17 protein-coding genes are annotated in these 17181 nt (G+C 62.0%); 8 read left to right on the top strand and 9 right to left on the bottom strand.

The window, feature by feature from the left end; translation table 11 throughout:
* Positions 1–11: 11 nt before the first annotated feature.
* The 4 genes from JNE37_RS19680 to JNE37_RS19665 form a co-directional block, all read right to left on the bottom strand.
* The gene (locus JNE37_RS19680; protein WP_203064503.1) at positions 12–1238 is read right to left on the bottom strand and encodes an NAD(P)/FAD-dependent oxidoreductase; all 1227 of its coding nucleotides are present in this window, start codon (positions 1236–1238) and stop codon (positions 12–14) included.
* Positions 1238–1561 (bottom strand): 2Fe-2S iron-sulfur cluster-binding protein, encoded by a 324-nt coding sequence (locus JNE37_RS19675; RefSeq protein WP_203064502.1) that lies wholly within the window; start codon positions 1559–1561, stop codon positions 1238–1240. Before JNE37_RS19675 ends, JNE37_RS19680 begins: the two co-directional genes overlap by 1 nt.
* A gap of 88 nt (positions 1562–1649) precedes the next feature.
* The gene (locus tag JNE37_RS19670) at positions 1650–2690 is read right to left on the bottom strand and encodes a LacI family DNA-binding transcriptional regulator (protein ID WP_035093811.1); all 1041 of its coding nucleotides are present in this window, start codon (positions 2688–2690) and stop codon (positions 1650–1652) included.
* Positions 2691–2810: 120 nt separating this feature from the next.
* The gene (locus JNE37_RS19665; protein ID WP_203064501.1) at positions 2811–3659 is read right to left on the bottom strand and encodes a MurR/RpiR family transcriptional regulator; all 849 of its coding nucleotides are present in this window, start codon (positions 3657–3659) and stop codon (positions 2811–2813) included.
* Between the two features lie 327 nt (positions 3660–3986).
* Here JNE37_RS19665 and JNE37_RS19660 point away from each other — a divergent pair, with 327 nt between their 5' ends.
* From JNE37_RS19660 to JNE37_RS19635, 6 genes are all read left to right on the top strand, one after another.
* Positions 3987–5009 (top strand): glycoside hydrolase family 3 N-terminal domain-containing protein, encoded by a 1023-nt coding sequence (locus JNE37_RS19660; protein WP_203064500.1) that lies wholly within the window; start codon positions 3987–3989, stop codon positions 5007–5009.
* 27 nt (positions 5010–5036) lie between these two features.
* On the top strand, positions 5037–6695 hold the full coding sequence (locus JNE37_RS19655; protein ID WP_379125332.1) for an ABC transporter substrate-binding protein: 1659 nt from the start codon (positions 5037–5039) through the stop codon (positions 6693–6695).
* Between the two features lie 80 nt (positions 6696–6775).
* Positions 6776–7753: an ABC transporter permease gene (locus JNE37_RS19650; protein WP_035093814.1), complete on the top strand. Its 978-nt coding sequence runs from the start codon at positions 6776–6778 to the stop codon at positions 7751–7753.
* A gap of 12 nt (positions 7754–7765) precedes the next feature.
* The gene (locus JNE37_RS19645; protein ID WP_203066438.1) at positions 7766–8644 is read left to right on the top strand and encodes an ABC transporter permease; all 879 of its coding nucleotides are present in this window, start codon (positions 7766–7768) and stop codon (positions 8642–8644) included.
* On the top strand, positions 8641–9456 hold the full coding sequence (locus JNE37_RS19640) for an ABC transporter ATP-binding protein (protein WP_203064499.1): 816 nt from the start codon (positions 8641–8643) through the stop codon (positions 9454–9456). The genes JNE37_RS19645 and JNE37_RS19640 overlap by 4 nt, the downstream gene beginning before the upstream one ends.
* Entirely contained in the window at positions 9453–10358 is a 906-nt protein-coding gene (locus tag JNE37_RS19635; RefSeq protein ID WP_203064498.1) for an ABC transporter ATP-binding protein, read from the top strand. The genes JNE37_RS19640 and JNE37_RS19635 overlap by 4 nt, the downstream gene beginning before the upstream one ends.
* On the opposite strand, the gene JNE37_RS19630 is transcribed toward JNE37_RS19635, so the two are convergent.
* Positions 10355–11692 carry a GAF domain-containing protein gene (locus JNE37_RS19630; RefSeq protein ID WP_203064496.1) on the bottom strand — a complete coding sequence of 446 codons (1338 nt, stop codon included), beginning with the start codon at positions 11690–11692 and terminating at the stop codon, positions 10355–10357. The two genes, JNE37_RS19635 and JNE37_RS19630, sit on opposite strands and share 4 nt — an antisense overlap.
* Positions 11689–12156, bottom strand: a complete 468-nt coding sequence (locus JNE37_RS19625) for a hypothetical protein (RefSeq protein ID WP_035038717.1) — start codon at positions 12154–12156, stop codon at positions 11689–11691. The genes JNE37_RS19630 and JNE37_RS19625 overlap by 4 nt, the downstream gene beginning before the upstream one ends.
* 142 nt (positions 12157–12298) lie before the next feature.
* On the opposite strand from JNE37_RS19625, the gene JNE37_RS19620 reads away from it, so the two are divergent.
* Both JNE37_RS19620 and JNE37_RS19615 read left to right on the top strand, forming a co-directional pair.
* Entirely contained in the window at positions 12299–13009 is a 711-nt protein-coding gene (locus tag JNE37_RS19620) for a hemerythrin domain-containing protein (RefSeq protein ID WP_203064494.1), read from the top strand.
* Between the two features lie 223 nt (positions 13010–13232).
* Positions 13233–13835, top strand: a complete 603-nt coding sequence (locus JNE37_RS19615) for a zinc metalloprotease (protein WP_203064492.1) — start codon at positions 13233–13235, stop codon at positions 13833–13835.
* A 13-nt stretch (positions 13836–13848) separates the two neighbouring features.
* On the opposite strand, the gene JNE37_RS19610 is transcribed toward JNE37_RS19615, so the two are convergent.
* From JNE37_RS19610 to JNE37_RS19600, 3 genes are all read right to left on the bottom strand, one after another.
* Complete coding sequence (locus tag JNE37_RS19610; RefSeq protein WP_203064491.1) at positions 13849–14670, bottom strand: substrate-binding periplasmic protein; 822 nt, start codon at positions 14668–14670, stop codon at positions 13849–13851.
* A 61-nt stretch (positions 14671–14731) separates the two neighbouring features.
* Entirely contained in the window at positions 14732–16486 is a 1755-nt protein-coding gene (locus JNE37_RS19605) for a pyrroloquinoline quinone-dependent dehydrogenase (RefSeq protein WP_182397292.1), read from the bottom strand.
* A 45-nt stretch (positions 16487–16531) separates the two neighbouring features.
* The gene (locus JNE37_RS19600; protein WP_182397293.1) at positions 16532–17152 is read right to left on the bottom strand and encodes a c-type cytochrome; all 621 of its coding nucleotides are present in this window, start codon (positions 17150–17152) and stop codon (positions 16532–16534) included.
* Between the last annotated feature and the right edge of the window lie 29 nt (positions 17153–17181).

Here is a 17181-nt window from a genome sequence, read left to right as displayed (position 1 = left end):
AATCCTTGTACTCAGGAATGTGAGGGCTGTTGCCGCATGAAAAGCTTCGGATCGAAGCGCGGATCGGCGAGATGCTCGGGCCGCAGGTCGAGGCCATCGCTGAGGATCTTTCGCGCCGCGACGTGGTCGCCCGGTGCGTTGATCGCCTCGACGCACAAAAGCTTGTCATTGGCGAAAAGGTAATAGGCGAAGCTGCCGTCATTGCCGGACGGGCGCAGGATAGCCTGGTCGTAGCCGTTCCAGAGTCCGGCGATCTGGAGCTTGGCGTCGTACTGGTCGCTCCAGAACCAAGGCACCTTGTTGAAGGGCTGCCGCTTGCCGACAATGCTCGCCGCAACGGTGCGCGCATGGTCGGTGGCGTTCTGCACGGATTCGATCCGCAGGCGATTGCCACCGTTTGCAGGAAAGGCCGCGCAATCGCCGATGGCATAGATGCCCTCGTGAGAGGTCTGCAGGTGCGTGTCGACGACGATGCCGTTATCGGCCTCGATGCCGGCGGCAACCGCCAGCTCGACATTCGGCACCACGCCAACGGCAACAAGCACGAGGTCGGCGTTGATGCGCTGACCCGACTTCGTCATCACCGCCGTCACGGCCTCATTGCCCTCGATAGCGGTAATGCCGTCATCGAAGATGAAACGCACGCCATTGGCCTCGTGCATCTGCTGGAGATGCTGGGCCATTTCCGGCGACAACCCGCGCAGCAGCGGCCGCGAGGTGGCATCGATAACAGTGGTCCGGCGGCCGGTGCGCGCCGCCACGGCGGCAAACTCCAGGCCGATCATGCCGGCGCCCAGAACGACCACGTCCTGAGCGTCGGTGAGGCTCGCGGCAAGCGATTTCGCATCAGGAAGGGTGCGCAGCGTCAGCACGTTGCGAAGGTTGATCCCCTCGATCTGTGGAATGCGCGCCCGCGCACCGGTCGCCAGCACCAGGTGGTCGAAGCCGATGGCCTCTTCGCTTCCGAACCGCACGACATGCTTGTCGAGATCGATGGCATCGACACGCTTGCCGAGGCGAAGCGTGATGTCCTTCTGCTCGTAAAAGGCGCTCGGCCGCAGCATCAGCCCGTCGGGCTGCGCCGGGTCGAGCAGCGCCTTGGAGAGCGGCGGGCGATGATAGGGCAGGTGGGGCTCTTCCGCCGCCAGAATGATGCGGCCGGAATAGTTCATTTCGCGCAGCGACGCCGCGACCTGGACGCCACCATGGCTTGCCCCGATGATGACGGTGGTTTCCATCAGGTCTGCGCCTCCGGCATCTCGACGGTCAGGCCATCGAGCGCGTCGCTCATGCGGATCTGGCAGCTCAGGCGGCTGTTGTCGCGGCGCTCGCTGGCCGTGAGGTCGAGCATGGTGTCCTCGACCTCGCCCATTGGCGGCAGCAGGGCCAGGAATTCTTCCCGCACATAGACGTGGCAGGTGGCGCACATCGCCGAACCGCCGCACTCGGCGACGATCCCCTCCACGCCATTGGCGATAGCGCCTTCCATGACGCTGTCGTTGGCGGGAACATCGATCGGCGTGCTGTTACCGCGGTGATCGACGTAGTTGACTAAAGGCATCTATTTCTCCAGTGCGCGCCCGCTGGTTTCGTTCGCGCTATCCTCTTTGGCTCTAGGCCGGCACCCTCCCGAGGCGCCTGGTCAAACTTCAGGTTTTCGGCGCGTGCGCATGGCTCCCGCGCGGGATGAGTTCAGGGCGGATCAGCGTGGTCCGTGGCGTGTCGGATTTGCCCTCGATCTGGTCCATGAGCATGTGCGCAATCGTGGTCGCGCTGGTGCGCGCATGAGCGTCGAACGTCGTCAGACCCGGCCGGGCATATTCTGCGGCGACGATGTTGTCATACCCGACGACCGAGAGGTCATTGGGCACGGAAAGCCCCGCCTGCTCGGCCTCTTCCATGATGGAAATAGCCAGCTCGTCGAAGAGTGCGATGATAGCTGTCGGACGCTGATCGGCGTTGAGCAGGCCACGAATGGCAGACGAGCGTGCCTTTCGGTCGAAGCGAGGGGCGCTGACGATATCGAGCCGCACATCCGGGTCACCGCGACGCGCAATGGCCCGTGCCAGCCCGTTCTCGCGGTTGAAACGGAAGGTGAGAAGCTCGGAAACGGTCAGCAGGCCGAAATGGCGGTGGCCGTGGGCATAGAGCAGCTCGAACGCTTCCCCGAAGGCGCTTTCACCATCGGCATCGAGCCAGCTGTATTCGCCTTGCGAGTCGAGCAGACGTCCGTGGGCAACAAAGGGAAAACCGCGTTCCATAAGGTAGGCAACGCGCTGGTCAGCAATCTCGACGCGGGGGATGACGACGCCATCTGCGCGCCCGGATTCCACGACGTGCCTGAGCACGGAGATTTCCGATTGCCCCTTTTGCGCCGTTGCCAGCAGCAGATCGACGCCATGCTGAACCAGGCCTTCACCGAGACCGGTGATGAATTCGCCTAGGTAAGAGTCGACCAGAGTGGCATCGCGGATGGGCAGGACGAAACCCACGAACCCGCTGCGGCCGGAAACAAGCTGCCGCGCCGCGGCGTTGGGCACATAACCAATCTCGCGGGCGGCTTCAGCGACCCTGAGGCGTGTCTTCTTGGCGATCTGCTCATGGCCGGCAAGCGCGCGGGACACGGTGGTAACCGAGATCCCGAGCCGGTCGGCCAGCTCTTTGAGCGTGCGTGCGCCTTCTACTGCCACGGGGTCCCATCGCGAGAAATTACAAACGTTTTAAATTGCTCTCACGGTCCGATTGAGTTGTCAATGCGAATAGGGCGCAGCAGGGAAAATCCGGTGATGAACGAGGCGGCTAGCTCGTGCTCATGTCTTGAGAACCGTCACGGCCACTTCGCTGCGATGAATGTAGTCATGCGCGTCCGCCTGGCGCCGCAGCAGCAGGATGAAAAGCATATCCATCAGCATGAGCTGTGCGTCGCGGGAGGTGATCGCCGAGGAGCGAACGCGCTCTTCATCGCCAACCGTGAACAGGCATATATCGGCGAGATCGCGGAGGGGATTGGGCTTGAGGCCGGTCACGGTGATGATCGTCGCACCGCGCTGCTTGGCGAGTTCTGTGATGCGCAGGGTTTCGGTGCTTCGGCCGGACTGGGACAGGGCCATCACGACGTCGGACGCATCGAGAGCTGAAGCGTTTGAAATCTGGATGTGGCTATCGCTGTCGAGGAGAACCATCCGACCCAGCTTGAGGAGCTTATAGGAAAAGTCCTTCGCAACCAGAGAAGAGGCGCCAATGCCGGTGAGCAGAATCTTGTGGGCGCCAACCAGGGCATCCAGGACGGAATCGATCGCCTCCTCGGTATTTGCAGCGGCGGTCTCGCGCAAGGAAAGCAATTTGCTGCCGATGAGCTTCTGCTGGATGATCGTATAGTTGTCGCTGCCTTCGATCGAACCGTGGATGACGCCATGAGGCGGCTGCAGTTCGAGCGCCTTGGCCTTGTTCACCGCCAGCTTGAGCTGCTGGTAGCCAGCATAACCGAGCTTCTGGCTGAATTTGACAACGCTCGACTGACTGCGGCCGGTTTCCTGCGCCAGCGCCGCGGAGGAAAGAACGAGCATTCGCTCGGGATCGTCGATGATGAACTGCGCGATCTGTCGGTCGGCCGGAGTCATCGAATCCAGTTGGGCGCCAAGTATCTTCAGAATGGACATGCTTGCTTCCTGAACAGGAAAAGTCGCCTCATTTGCTGGCCAAGGGCATCCCGCGCAACGAGAAAATCCCCCTCGACGAATTCGGAATATAATATTCCAAGCTTCGTTGACAGTCGGAATAGCTACTTCTAGCATTCCAGTTGCATTTGGATGAGCACAGCGGACGGCCCCGGAGGGCTATCGTGGCTTGTTCGGGGAGGAAAAAATCTGGAAACTGGGTCGCGGTGCTGGCGCGTATTTTGAGTTAGGGCAGGGTATGCGCCCGCTTGCCCCTCATGCCGCCCGGCTGGTTATCCTGCCCGTCAAGTCGGAACCTGCGACCTGACCATGCCGAGCGCGCCACTCGCCCTTTTTGTCGGCATGCCGGGTTTGGAACTCTCTGCCTCGGAAGTTGCCTTTTTCCGGGAAGCCAATCCCTTCGGCCTCTTTCTGTTCAAGCGCAATCTCGACAGCCCCGAGCAGATCAGGCGCCTCTGCGCTCAGTTCCGCGAGGCGGTAGGGCGCGAGGATGCGCCGGTCTACATCGACCAGGAAGGCGGCCGCGTGCAGCGGCTCGACAATGGCAATTGGCCACTCTTTCGCAGCCTGGGCAGCTTCGGCGCGCTGGCGCGCAAGGACCTCGAGCTCGGCAAGCGCGCCATGCGGCTTTCAACGCTGGCCATGGCCTCCATGATGGCCGACCTCACCATCGGCAGCGGTACAACGCCTGTGGTCGATCTTGCCCGCAAGGGCACGCATGACGTCATCGGCCAGCGCTCCTTCGGGGACGACCCGGACCTTGTCATCGCCATGGCGCGCGAAGTGATCGAAGCAATGCTGGAAGTGGGCGAAATGCCGATCATGAAGCATATTCCAGGCTATGGGCGTGTCTCGGTCGACCCCCATTTCGATTGCCCCGTCGTCGACGCGACAGTCGCGGAAATGCGCGCGACGGATTTCCGACCCTTCGCGGCGCTCAAGGATGCGCCTTGGGCGATGGTCGCGCACCTCATCTTCACGCAGGTCGACCCGGAGCGGCCGGCTTCTGTTTCGCCGATCGTGTGCGAATTGATCCGCCGCGACATCGGTTTCGATGGCGTTCTCATCACCGATTGCCTCACTATGGAGGCGCTTAAGGGCACGTGGCCAGAGCGGGTGAGGGCCGCGCTCGATGCAGGCTACGACATCGCGCTTCATAGCCAGGGCGATCTCGCTGCCAGCGAGGCCGCCGCCAAGGCGGCTAGCCCGCTATCGAGCGCGAGCCTGGCACGCATTGCCCGCGCCGAGGCGCGCCGCGGAAACAGACGCGTGGACGTCAAAGCCGTCCATGACGAGGTCGAACAGATTTTCAGGGAGAACGGCTTCGCCTGAACGAAGCCGCAGCAAAGGAGAACACGAATGCTGAGAACCACGCTGATCGCTGCCGTTTCGGCCGCGGTTCTGGGTATCGCGGCGCCAGCAGCCGCACAGACAGTTCTGACCGTCAGTGCCGAGCAGACCACCACCTGGGTCCGCAACTTCAACCCCTTCGGGCAGACGTCGGCGCGCTTCACCACGCTCGATTTCATCTATGAGCCGCTGGTCGTCTTCAACCGCCTCAAGGGCAACGAGCCGCATTTCCGTCTCGCCGAGAGCTTTGAGCTGGCAGACGACCTCAAGTCGATCACCTTCAAGCTGCGCGACGGCTTCAAGTGGTCTGATGGCGAGCCGCTGACGGCTGACGATGTCGTCTTCACGTATGACTACATCAAGAAGTTCCCGGCGCTCGACTTCATCTCCATCTCGGCGCAACTGGCTTCGGTCGAGAAGGTCGACGACACGACGGTTCGTTTCAACCTGAACGAACCCAACTCGCTGATCGCCAATACCATCGTCAGCATGCCGATCGTGCCCGCGCACATCTGGTCCAAGATCGACGACCCCGTCACCTTCGCCAACGAGAACCCGGTGGGCTCGGGCCCGCTGACGGAAATCACCCGCTTCACGCCGCAGGTTTACGAGCAGTGCCGCAACCCGAACTACTGGGATGCCACCAACCTTGCCATCGACTGCATGCGCCTGCCGCAGCTTGCCGATAACCCGCAGGTGCTAGCCGCACTCGCCGAAGGTTCGCTGGATTGGGCCACGAGCTTCATTCCTGACATCGACAACACGTTCGTCGCCAAGGACCCGGAGCATCACAAGTACTGGTTCACGCCCTCGAGCCTGGTCTCGTTCCAGCTCTCGATGACAACGCCAGACGAAAACAATCGCAAGGCGTTCAACGACGTCAACTTCCGCCGCGCGCTCAGCATGCTGATCGATCGTCAGACGATCGTCGACATCGCTGGCTACGGCTATCCGCTGGTCAATGAAGACCCGTCGGGACTGGGCGAGCTCTACAAGGCTTTCGCCAATCCTGAAGTCGCGACGCAGTTCGGCCAGTACGGCAAGTTCGACAAAGACGCCGGCATCGCGCTGCTCGATAGCTCGGGCTATGTCGACGCCAATGGCGACGGTTTCCGCGACAATCCGGACGGAACGCCGATCGCAATCGATATCGAGGTCCCGAACGGCTGGACCGACTGGATCGATGCCGTCCAGATCTCGATGGAAACGCTCCAGGAAGCCGGCATCAACGTCAAGATGAGCACCCCGGAAGCGGCCGTGTGGACGCAGGACCTCATCGACGGCAAGTATTCGATGACGCTTAACGCCCTGGCCGCCGCCGCCAACCCGTACTTCCCGTACATCCGCTCGTTCAACCCGGGCGATTTCGGCAAGAGCCGCTTTACCGCACCGCATTGGGATAATGCCGAGGTGATGGACCTCCTGGGCAAGTACACCCAGGTCAAGGATCCTGCCGAGCAGAAGGTGCTCATGGACAAGGCGCAGATGATCGTGGCCGAGGCGCTGCCGCTGATCCCGGTCTACAACAGCCCGTCCTTCTACGAGTACAACACCAAGCGCTTCACCGGTTGGGCCGATGCGGAAAACCCGTTCATCTCGCCAGTTGTCTCGAACGCCAATCCGGGCCGCCTGATCCAGCTTCTGGCGCTCCGCCCGGTGTCCCAGTAAGTCTGATGTGACCAAGTCAGGGGCGCGCCCAGTCGGCGCGCCTCTCTCCCGCTCGCGCGGGTTCGAGGAAGGAAAAGACCATGGCCTTTCTGCTGCGGCGACTCTCGTTCTATATCGCCGCGTTCCTGGCTGCGGCCACGATCAACTTCTTCCTTCCGCGCATGATGCCGGGCGATCCGATCCAGATCATGTTCGCCAGCGCCGGCTCCGAGCTATCACTTGAAAATCTCAACGCACTCAAGCTGACCTTCGGCTTCATCGACGCTCCGATCGGCGAGCAATATCTCGCCTATCTCAAGAGCGTCTTCACCGGCGATCTCGGCCGTTCGATCAAGTATTTCCCGCTTCCCGTCACCGAACTCCTCGCCCGAGCGCTTGTCTGGACGGTGGGCCTGGTTGGCATCGCTACGCTCGTCGCGTTCACCATCGGCACGACCATGGGCATCATGGCCGCGTGGCGCCGCGGGACACTTTTCGACTCGGTGGTCTCGCTCTCCGCCATCTTTTCGAGCTCAGTCCCGGCCGTGGTCGTGTCGTTGATAATGCTCTTCGTTTTTGGCTACACGCTCGGCTGGTTCCCCAACGGCTATGCTGCAGATCCGCTGCTCGATCCCGCCTGGAGCTGGCAATACATATCGAGCGTGATTTATCACGGCACGCTTCCGATGCTGACCATGGTCATTGTGCTCACCGGCGGCTTCGCCGTGACCATGCGCAACAACATGATCAACCTCCTCGGCGAGGACTACATCGTGATGGGCCGCGCCAAGGGGCTCTCCGATCGTCGGGTGATGTTCTGGTATGCAGCACGCAATGCGCTTCTGCCGACGGTTTCGAGCCTCGCCATCGCCATTGGTACGGTGCTCGGCGGCTCGCTCGTCACGGAGGTGGTCTTCAACTATCCGGGCCTCGGCAACACGCTCTATCAGGCGATCATCGCGCGTGATTATCCCGTTATTCAGGGACAACTGTTGATCATGACCGCCGCCATGCTCATCTCCAACTTCGCGGTCGACCTGAGCTACGTCGTGCTCGACCCTCGTCTCAAGAAGGCCTGACCGATGACGCTCTTGAGGCAATTGCTCAACAACAAGAAGGCCGTTGTCGGCCTCACGATCCTGATCCTCATCATCCTGGTTGCCGTCTTCGCGCCGCTGCTTACGGAATACAGCCCGGTCAAGCGCGTCGGCCGCCCACACCAGCCGCCATCCTTGGAGCATTGGCTGGGAACGACGCGACTGGGACACGACGTGTTCTCGCGCCTTGTCCATGGCGCGCGCATTTCGCTGGCCGTCGGCTTCGGCGCCGGCCTCATGATCACCATTATCGGCACCGTTCTCGGCATCATCGCCGGCTACAAGGGCGGGGTGGTGGACGAGATCATCAACTTCTTCACCAACATGGTGCTCGTCGTTCCCAACCTGCCGCTGCTGCTGGTTCTGGCGGCCTTCATCGGGCAGGCGAGCCCGCTGGTGATCGCGGTTATCCTCGCGCTTACGTCCTGGGCGTGGGGCGTGCGCGTGACGCGTTCAGAGACGCTCTCCATCCGCCAGCGCGATTTCGTCAAGTCGGCCGAGATGTTGGGCGAGCCATCCTGGCGCATCATGGCCTTTGAGATTTTTCCGAACCTTATCTCGATCGTCGGCATCAACTTCATCGGCAGCGTCATCTTCGCCGTCATCACCGAGGCTACGCTCGAATTCCTTGGCCTTGGAGACCCGAACACGGTGTCCTGGGGCATCATGCTCTACAATGCCCAGAACGCCTCGGCGCTCTCGGTTGGTGCCTGGTGGGATCTTCTGACGCCGTGCTTCGCGTTGGCGCTGCTGGGCTTGAGCCTTGCCCTCATCAATTTCGCCATCGACGAAATCGCCAACCCGCGGCTGCGTACCGGCGGAATGCTCAATCGCTGGACCCGAATGGTGCGTCTGGGGGAGGGTAAGCTATGAGCGATCCCGTCCTCTCGGTCCGCAATCTCAACATCGACTACATCGGCGCGCAGAAGGACTTCCATGCCGTAAAGAACGTCAGTTTCGATATCGCGCCGGGTGAGTTCTTCGGCCTCGCCGGTGAGTCTGGCTGCGGCAAAAGTACCATCGCCTTTGCAGTGAGCCGGTTGCACCGCCCGCCGGCGCTGATCCGCGCGGGTAGCAAAATCCTGGTTGGCGGCCGCGACGTGCTGGCGCTTGATGAGGAGGCTTTGCGCAGCTTCCGCTGGCGCGAGGTCGCCATGGTGTTCCAGAGCGCGATGAACTCGCTGAACCCCGTGCTTACAATCGAAGCTCAGTTCTACGACGTGCTGCGCGCCCATACGCCGATATCGCGCACCGCCGCCCGGCAGCGCGCTGCAGAACTTCTCAAGCTCGTGGATATCTCGCCCGACCGCCTCTCGTCTTACCCGCATCAATGCTCGGGCGGCATGCGGCAGCGCATCGTCATCGCCATTTGCCTGGCGCTCAATCCAAAGCTTCTCATCATGGATGAGCCGACCACTGCACTGGACGTGGTCGTGCAACGCGAAATCCTGCAGCGCATCGACACGCTGCGTAAGCAACTGGGTTTCTCGGTGCTGTTCATCACGCACGATCTCGGCCTCATGGTTCAGGTCAGCGATCGCATCGGCATCATGCTCGAGGGCGAACTGGTCGAGGTGAACGATGCCCAAACCATCTATCGTTCGCCCAAACACGACTACACCCGCAGGCTCTGGGCCTCGATGCCCAAGCTTCACGGCGAGCAGATCCGCGAGGTCAGGTCATGAGCGAACCCATCCTGGCCCTCGACAACGTCTCCAAGGTCTTCGGTAGCGCGGGGAATCCGGTTTATGCAGCGCGCTCCGTCTCATTCGCACTCCGGCCGGGTCGCACGCTCGCGCTGGTAGGAGAATCCGGCTCGGGAAAGACCACGGCCGCTCGGCTCATCATGCGCGAATATCAACCAGATGACGGCCGGTTGCTCTTTCGCGGCGCCACACTCGGAAAGGCAGACCGCAAGAGCCTCGCCGCCTATCGTGCCTCGGTGCAGATGGTCTTTCAGGATCCATTTGCCTCACTCAATCCGGCGCACACCATCCGCTACCATCTCGAACGCCCGCTTCGCCTGCATCAGGGCAGGTTGAGCGGCAGCGAGCGGGTGGCGATGATCGAGGAATTGCTGGCGCGCGTGAAACTTGACCCAGTGCTCGTCATGGCCAAATACCCGCACGAGTTGTCCGGTGGCCAGCGTCAGCGCATCAGCATTGCCCGCGCGCTCGCGGTCAACCCGCAGGTCATCGTGGCCGACGAGCCGACATCTATGCTCGACGTCTCGGTGCGCCTGGGTATCCTCAATCTTCTCAACGATATGAAGGCGCAGCTCGGTCTCGCCTTGCTCTACATCACCCACGACATCGCAACGGCGCGCTATGTCGCCGAGGAGATCATGGTTATGTATGCCGGTCAGATCGTCGAGTGGGGCGATATGGAAAGCGTGCTCGGCAACCCGCAGCACCCCTATACGCGCCTTCTGCTTTCGGCAGTACCCGATCCGGATCGCCGCTTCGACCAGACGCCGTTCGAGGATGAGCTCAACCACATCGACGTCATCCGCCGCCAATCCGCGCTTCCACAGCCGGAGACGCTGCAGGTGGGCGAGAACCACTTCATTCGGCCGATGCCGCGCTAGGTCATCAACTCGATCGTTGGAAGCCCCTCGACGACGAGCTCGATATGTCCGCGCTCGGGACGGCTGATACGAACCGGACCGGCTTTCTCCTCAAGCCGCCGCCTGAGCAGGATCAGGCGCGTTTCGAGGTTGTCCTTGAAGTCCGGCAGGCCGAGGGATGTGTCGCGCCGTATCTCACGGTTCGTGAAGCTGCTTCGCCTCGTATCAAGGTATTGCCTGAGCAACGTGTACAGCAGGCGGCCAGGCACGCCCCGGATGACATATTCATTGTTGATGAAAATGCTGCCGTCAGCGCTGAAATAGCGAACGGCAAAGCTCGTATGTTTGGGTTGGGCCGGACTGGCCGTCGTGATCTCGGAAGGCCTCGAGTCGAACCGCTCCAGTTCTGACAGCGTCAGGCCGACCGCCAGCTGCGAGGCAACGAGCAGTAGCGCGTCCTCATCCTCGTGGCCAAATGCGAAACTATTGGGTGACTCGACGAACAGAACACCCGTGAGCCGACCGCGGCAAAGCATCGGCACTGCCAGTTGGCTAAGAGGCTCGGCGAGCGTTGGCAGCGGATTGCGGAGGGTGTGATCCTCAGCCTCGAATGCCGCCCGGACAGCCGAGGCATATCGCTGGCCTCGCCTGATGTCGCTGATGCGGAGCGGGCGCCGCGTGGATGCAGCGATGCCGATCGTGCCCGAGCCCATGGGCGTCTCGGAGCCGATGCCGAAGCGAGCATATCCGCGACTGGCAATGGTCGTCAGTTTTTCGCCGCTGTCATCGGGCACGAGGATCATGACGTTGGGGAAGGCAAATTGCTTGTGCAGACCATCCAGAGCGCAGTCGAGCATGGCCTCTGCATCGACCTGAGAGGCAATCGCATTGGCTAGGTTCGCTGCCAGTGGCAGGCGAGGGCTACTTGACGAGCTAGCCGGCGCCTCAGCCAATGGCGCCACAGGGATGATCGCGCGACAGTCCTCGACACGATAGATATCGATCGAGCGCAGTTTCATGACGTTGGCCATGCCCTGCTTGGCACTCATCACCGCAAGGTGCGAGGCAACGCGCTCGAAGAGCTCCCCGTTTTCCTCGGAGTGCCGGAAAGTAAGGTCCAGTATGTGCTGAGCGCCCGAGCGGCCATCGACCACCATCACGGTCGCCAGACCACTGCTTCGGACATTGGCTGCCGTCTTGGAGAAGAACTGGTTGGAGAGCGCCACATGCCGTTCGTCCACGTAATAGACGTGGGACAAGTACGAGATATTGGGCATTCCGGCCGGGTCGGTTGTGGCGATCACGGACGGAATGACACCCTCGAAGCTATCGCGGATGCTGTTGAGTGAGATCATGACAGCTCCAGCCGCTGCCCAGCGCGCGGTCCGGGCGTCTGGAGGAAGAGGTCGGTCGGACGGAACGATATGCGCATGAGTTCGCTCGCCGTAAGCGTGTGGGACAGCTGGATGCGGGTGACGCCGAGGTCGCTCATCTGTTCGAGCATGCGTTCGACATAGCGCTGAGCACGGGCAATATCTTCGCCCGACGCAGGCCCGACATCTTCGATCCAGCCTTTGATCTGGTATGCGCAGTAATCGTTCGGCCTGACAAACGTCGTCGCGATCGGGGCGCCAGCATGCGCATTGCGCGCCACATCCGACCACTGAACGGCGCTCAGCAGCACCTCGATCAAGCCCGTTGCCGATAGGTAACGAGCGCCAGACGCTCGGGCGATGAATGCGCGATTGGCGCTGTTGCGCGTCGAGACGAGGCCCATCACCAGGCCTTCGATGAAGCCCGCTACATCGTCGCTGATCACACCAATGCCCCCACGGCAATTGCCGATAGCAGAATTTTAGGAAAGGAGAGGGGCGGTTAGCAAGGATTTAGGGAGGAGTCGCCGCGCCCATTCACTAGGAAGGCTTCCGCAGCGCCACCGGCGGCGCGACAGGAGCATTCCTATGAGCGAACACCACGCTACTAACGAAATTCCCGATCTCGACGGCAACTACGATATCTACGGCATCGTGCATAAGGGCCTGCGCCGCGCCCAATGCGAGCTTCTGGCCCGGCTTGGCCGCGCGGACTTTTCCGATGATGCGGCCACCACGCAACTCTTGGGCGACCTGCGGGCGCTGCTTGCGCTGGCCGCGGCCCATGTCGAACATGAAGACCACCACATCCACAGCGCTCTTCATGCGCGGGGCGCCGTATCGACCGACAAGCTCGACGACCAGCACGATCACCACCGGGCTGCCTTCATTGATCTCGAGCGGATGATCGCGGCAGTGGAAGTCGCACCGGCTATGCGCAGGGGTGCACCGGGTCGCCGTCTCTATATCGCCTTCGCTCTTTACGTCGGTCACGACCTCGAACACATGCATGAGGAAGAGACCGTCACCGCTCCGATCCTCTGGTCCCTGTTCACCCAGCAGGAACTGCTCGAGATCGAGATGCGCATCATCGGGTCGCTGCCTCCCGAGAAGAACATGGCCTTCATGCGCATCATGATCCCCGCGATCAGCCCTCAGGAGCGCGCCATGATGCTCGGCGGCATGAAGCAATCGGCACCGGTCGAGGTTTTCAATGCCGTCATGCAGTTTGCTGCCAAGCCGAATCTCTCCTCCGACGAGTTTGCCGACCTTGAGCGGCGGCTTGCGCGTGCAGCGTGAGGCGAGTCCGATGGATCGGAACTCAATGATGTGCGCGCCACCGAAACCGGCCGACCCTCGCACGGCCAATCCACGCTGCCTCGGCTGTACGCGACCGTGCGCCGCTGCCAGGCAATTCCCGACGTCGACGGCAAAGCCTTCAACCTGCGTTTAGTCGGATAGCGACCGTTGAGCCGACGCTCTCCTCGCGATAGAGGGTAGGCGGCTTTCGGAGAAGATGACTATGGCTCTGCTTGGAGCGCTCAGCCTGAGCGAGATTGTGACGCGGATCGCAGCTGTTCTGCTGTTCGCGTCACTGCAGGGCTGTATCCTGGCAGGGCTGGCGCGTTTTATGGGCGACGCTCGGCCGTTCCACGAGAAGCGGCTGACGCTCAATCCGTTCGTCCAGGTCTCGGTCTGGGGCATTATCTCGGCCACTCTGTTCGCACTGAGCTGGGTTCGGCCGATACGCTACGAACCCAAGGATATGCGCCTCGGCGGCTTCGGGCTGCTGGCGGTCTTGGTGTTAGGTCTGGCGCTAATGCTGGCACTCGTGCCGCTGTCCGATTTCTTGCGGCCATTGCTGCTGATGCTGCCCCGCACGGCGGGCTATGCCGCGCTCTACGTGCTCAACCAGTTCCAGCTCATCACCGTCGGCTCGGTGGTGCTGAACTGCCTGCCCGTGCCCGGCCTGGTAGCCGGGGCGCTCTGGCAGCTTGCATTGCCAGAGCACGAGCGGCGTCTTGAAAGGCTGGTTCCGATCGGCCTGGGGCTGACATTCGCGGCTATCGTCGCCGGGATCATCCCCAATACGGCTTCGGCCATATTGCCCTATCTGCGGGCCTGATGGCTGACGCGGATTATTCTCCGGCATGCCCCATATAATGGTGCTTTTCGAGTAACGCGTCGATCGTGCCGTCCGCAGTCAGCGCATCGATTGCCTGGTCGACCTGGTTGCGCAGGAAGCTGTTGCGGCTCGAGACGAGCGCGCCCACTCGAATAGAGGTTTCAGCGACAGGGTCGGTGCCGATGATCCGCAGGGACTGAGCCTCGGTGCGCTCCTGCTGGAGTTTGGCCAAAGCGGGTTGCCAAAGGATCATGCCGGCAATGGTGCCGTCGAGCACGCGCGTCGCCATCAGGCTGGGATCGGCATAGGGCAGGCGGATCCAGCGCTCGCTCTTGGCGCGCTGCTGAGCCCAGGTGATGTAAGTCATCTCGCCAATGCTGGCCATGGCGGTGCCGAGACGCTGATCCAGCGGAATGTCGGCGAGTTTCTGCCAATCCGGGTTGGCTACGGCGAGGACGAAGGGAATGGTCACATAGGGGCGAGTGATCGAGAATGCCTCGGAAACCTGCGCCTCGGTCGAGACGGACACGCCCATGAAGAGGTCGCAGGTATTGTTCATGGCCAGCGTCAGTTCATCGATGAAGCCATCGCCGTTGACGGGGAAACCGCCAAAACCCTCGATCGGATTGACCTGAAGGAAAAGCGCATCGCCGATGGCCCGCGCCACATCGAGGTCGAAGGCGCGGCTCTGCCCGGTGGTATCCACGCAGACATTGATGGCGTCGCCAGCCTGGCGGCGGGTATTGGTCAGCTCCTCGGGAGGAATGCCCGATGTCTGGGCAAAGGCCATGCCGGTGCCGACGAGGAAGAGGGCCGGGGCCAGGAAGCGAAGCATTGTAGTCTCCAGGAAAAGAAGAAAGGGGCCCGGAGGCCCCTTTCGGTGTGCGTCGAAAAACTTAGGACTTCGGCAGCTTGAACACGAAGATCGAGTTGCCCGAACCGGTCGGCAGCGGGATCTCCGGGAAAGCCGAGGAGATCGACGAGGCTGCGTTCGAGTAGCCCGTCGGAATGGCCAGATACTGCTCGCCATCGATCTCGTAGGTCATCGGGTAACCACCGATCGGGGCGTTGAGGGTCTGCGACCACACCACGTCACCGGTCTCCTGGTCCCAAGCCTTGACGGCGCGGGCGGCGTCACCACCGAACACGAGGCCACCGGCGGTCGCCAGGACCGAGGAGGTCATCGACGGACGGCTGCGGTACTGCCACTTGGACTCGCCCTGGGTCGGGTTGACCGCGAGAGCCTGCATCAGGCCGGCATCGGTGATGCCTTCCGGAAGCACGCGCGGGCCGAACTTGACGGCGCCAACGGCGTTACCAGCGGTGAACTCAGTCTGGGTCGGAGCAACGGTGTTGCAAGCCTCGGTGAGCGGCACGAAGTAGGCCTGGGTCAGCGGGCTGTACGAGCCGGCCTGCCAGAGCTTGCCACCCGACACGGACGAGCAGATCAGATGCTCTTCGCCGACGGCGTTCGAGATCAGGTCTTCGTTGATGTGGACAGTGCCGTCGGCATCGATCGACTTGACGACGTTCTGGACCACGGTCTCCTTCGACCACAGGTACTTGCCGGTGTCGCGATCGAGAGCGAACGCGATGCCGTTCTTGCCCGGAACGGTGACGAGGAGCTTATGCTTCACGCCATCGATTTCCTGATCGACGAGGATACGCTCGAACGGGCTGTCCAGGTCCCAGTTGTCGCGCGGCAGGTGCTGGTAATACCACTTCAGCTTGCCGGTGCCGACATCGAGAGCCAGGGTCGAGTTGGTGTAGAGCACCGAACCGTCGCCCGAACCACGAATGAGTTCGGAATAGGGGCCAGGCATACCAATACCCCAGTAGGTGGTGTTGGTTTCCGGATCGTACGCGCCGGTCGTCCAGGGCGTGCCGCCCCAACGGTTTTCCGGCGGAACATCGCCCCAGCTGGCCTGCTGAGCCGGATTGTTCGGGTCATCGATGGTGTTGAAGCGCCAGACTTCGTCGCCGGTGTTGACGTCATGAGCCATGATGAAGCAGCCGCCGGCAGTGCCAGCGATCGAGCAACCCGAGATGGCCGAGATGATCTTGCCGTCAGCGATGACCGGACCAACGGTGTAGGAATAGCCGAGGTTGTAGTCGAGAACCTGCTTTTCCCACACGATCTTGCCGTCGGCGGCGTTGAGCACGACGATCTTGGCGTCGGCCGTGGTCAGGATCACCTTGTCTTCGTACAGGGCGATCGAGTTCTTCTGACGACGGGCCTGGTTGGCCTGGTAGCTCCACGAAGCCGGGAGTTCGGCGAGCGTGTGGCGGTACTGCCAGATCAGGGTACCGGTCTTGGCGTCGAGCGCCTCGACGATGTTGTTGTTGGTCTGCAGGAACATGATGCCGTCATGCACCAGCGGAGCGGTTTCCTGGATGCCGGCTTCAGCCATCGGCCAGGCCCAGGCGAGCTGCAGCTTGCCGACCGTGTCCTTGTTGATGAGATCGAGCGGGCTGTAACCCTGGTTGTTGTAGGCACCGCGGAACATCAGCCATTCTTCGGCCGGCGGGTTGGCCAGCATCTCGGCCGTAACGGGCGTGTAATCCTTGATGCCCTGCGCATAAGCGGGGGCCGAAATGGCCACCAGTGCGGTCGTTGCCGCAAAGAGGGTCTTCATCAGTTCGATTTTCATCGATACCTCCAGTAGAAGGCGCCAGAAGCGCCAGAAGAAAGCGTATTAGTTGGCGACCGAGGGGAGCTGCTTGCCCCAGGTGAAGGCCTGGGGAACGCCCGGAGCGGCGGGTGCTGCCGCGGGAGCCATCTGTTCCGGAGCCAGGCCGCCCGGGAGCTGCTTGCCCCAGGTGAAAGCCTGCGGCACGGAGGTCGCAACCGGCGTTGCCGTGGCAGCGGGGGCGCCACCTGCATCGAGAGCCGCAGCGGCCATGCTGGCAGCACCGGCAGCGGTTTCGGCCGAAAGCGAGACGGCCGCCATGGTATCGGGCGTCAGCGCGGCATCGCCCGGCGCGGCGCCATTGAACTGCATGATGTAGGCGACGATGTTCAGATACGTCTCTTCGCCCAGCTGGCCGGGCGCGGACGGAGGCATCGCCACCGAAATGAAGTCATAGATGCCGCCGGCAGTATTCCAGTTCTGCATCACGTCGGAACCGGCGAGACCGGGAGCCTCAGGACCTTCGAGCTGACGGCCATGGCACTGCGCGCAATTGGAATTGTACGCCGTCTGGCCGGCAGCAGCCTGCTCTGCAGTGAAGCCCGCGGCCATGGAAGAAGAGCCACCCACTACGCTGAGCGCGAGAATGGCGGCGGAAGCGGCGAACCGCAGGGATTTGAAAGGCACGATAACCCCACAAGGTAGTTGTCTATGGT

Origin of the sequence: Paradevosia shaoguanensis, from assembly GCF_016801025.1 — a bacterium.
Taxonomy (GTDB): Bacteria; Pseudomonadota; Alphaproteobacteria; order Rhizobiales; family Devosiaceae; genus Paradevosia; species Paradevosia shaoguanensis.
The sequence above is the reverse complement of the archived record's forward strand: the minus strand, read 5'-3'. Positions and strand labels throughout refer to the sequence as shown.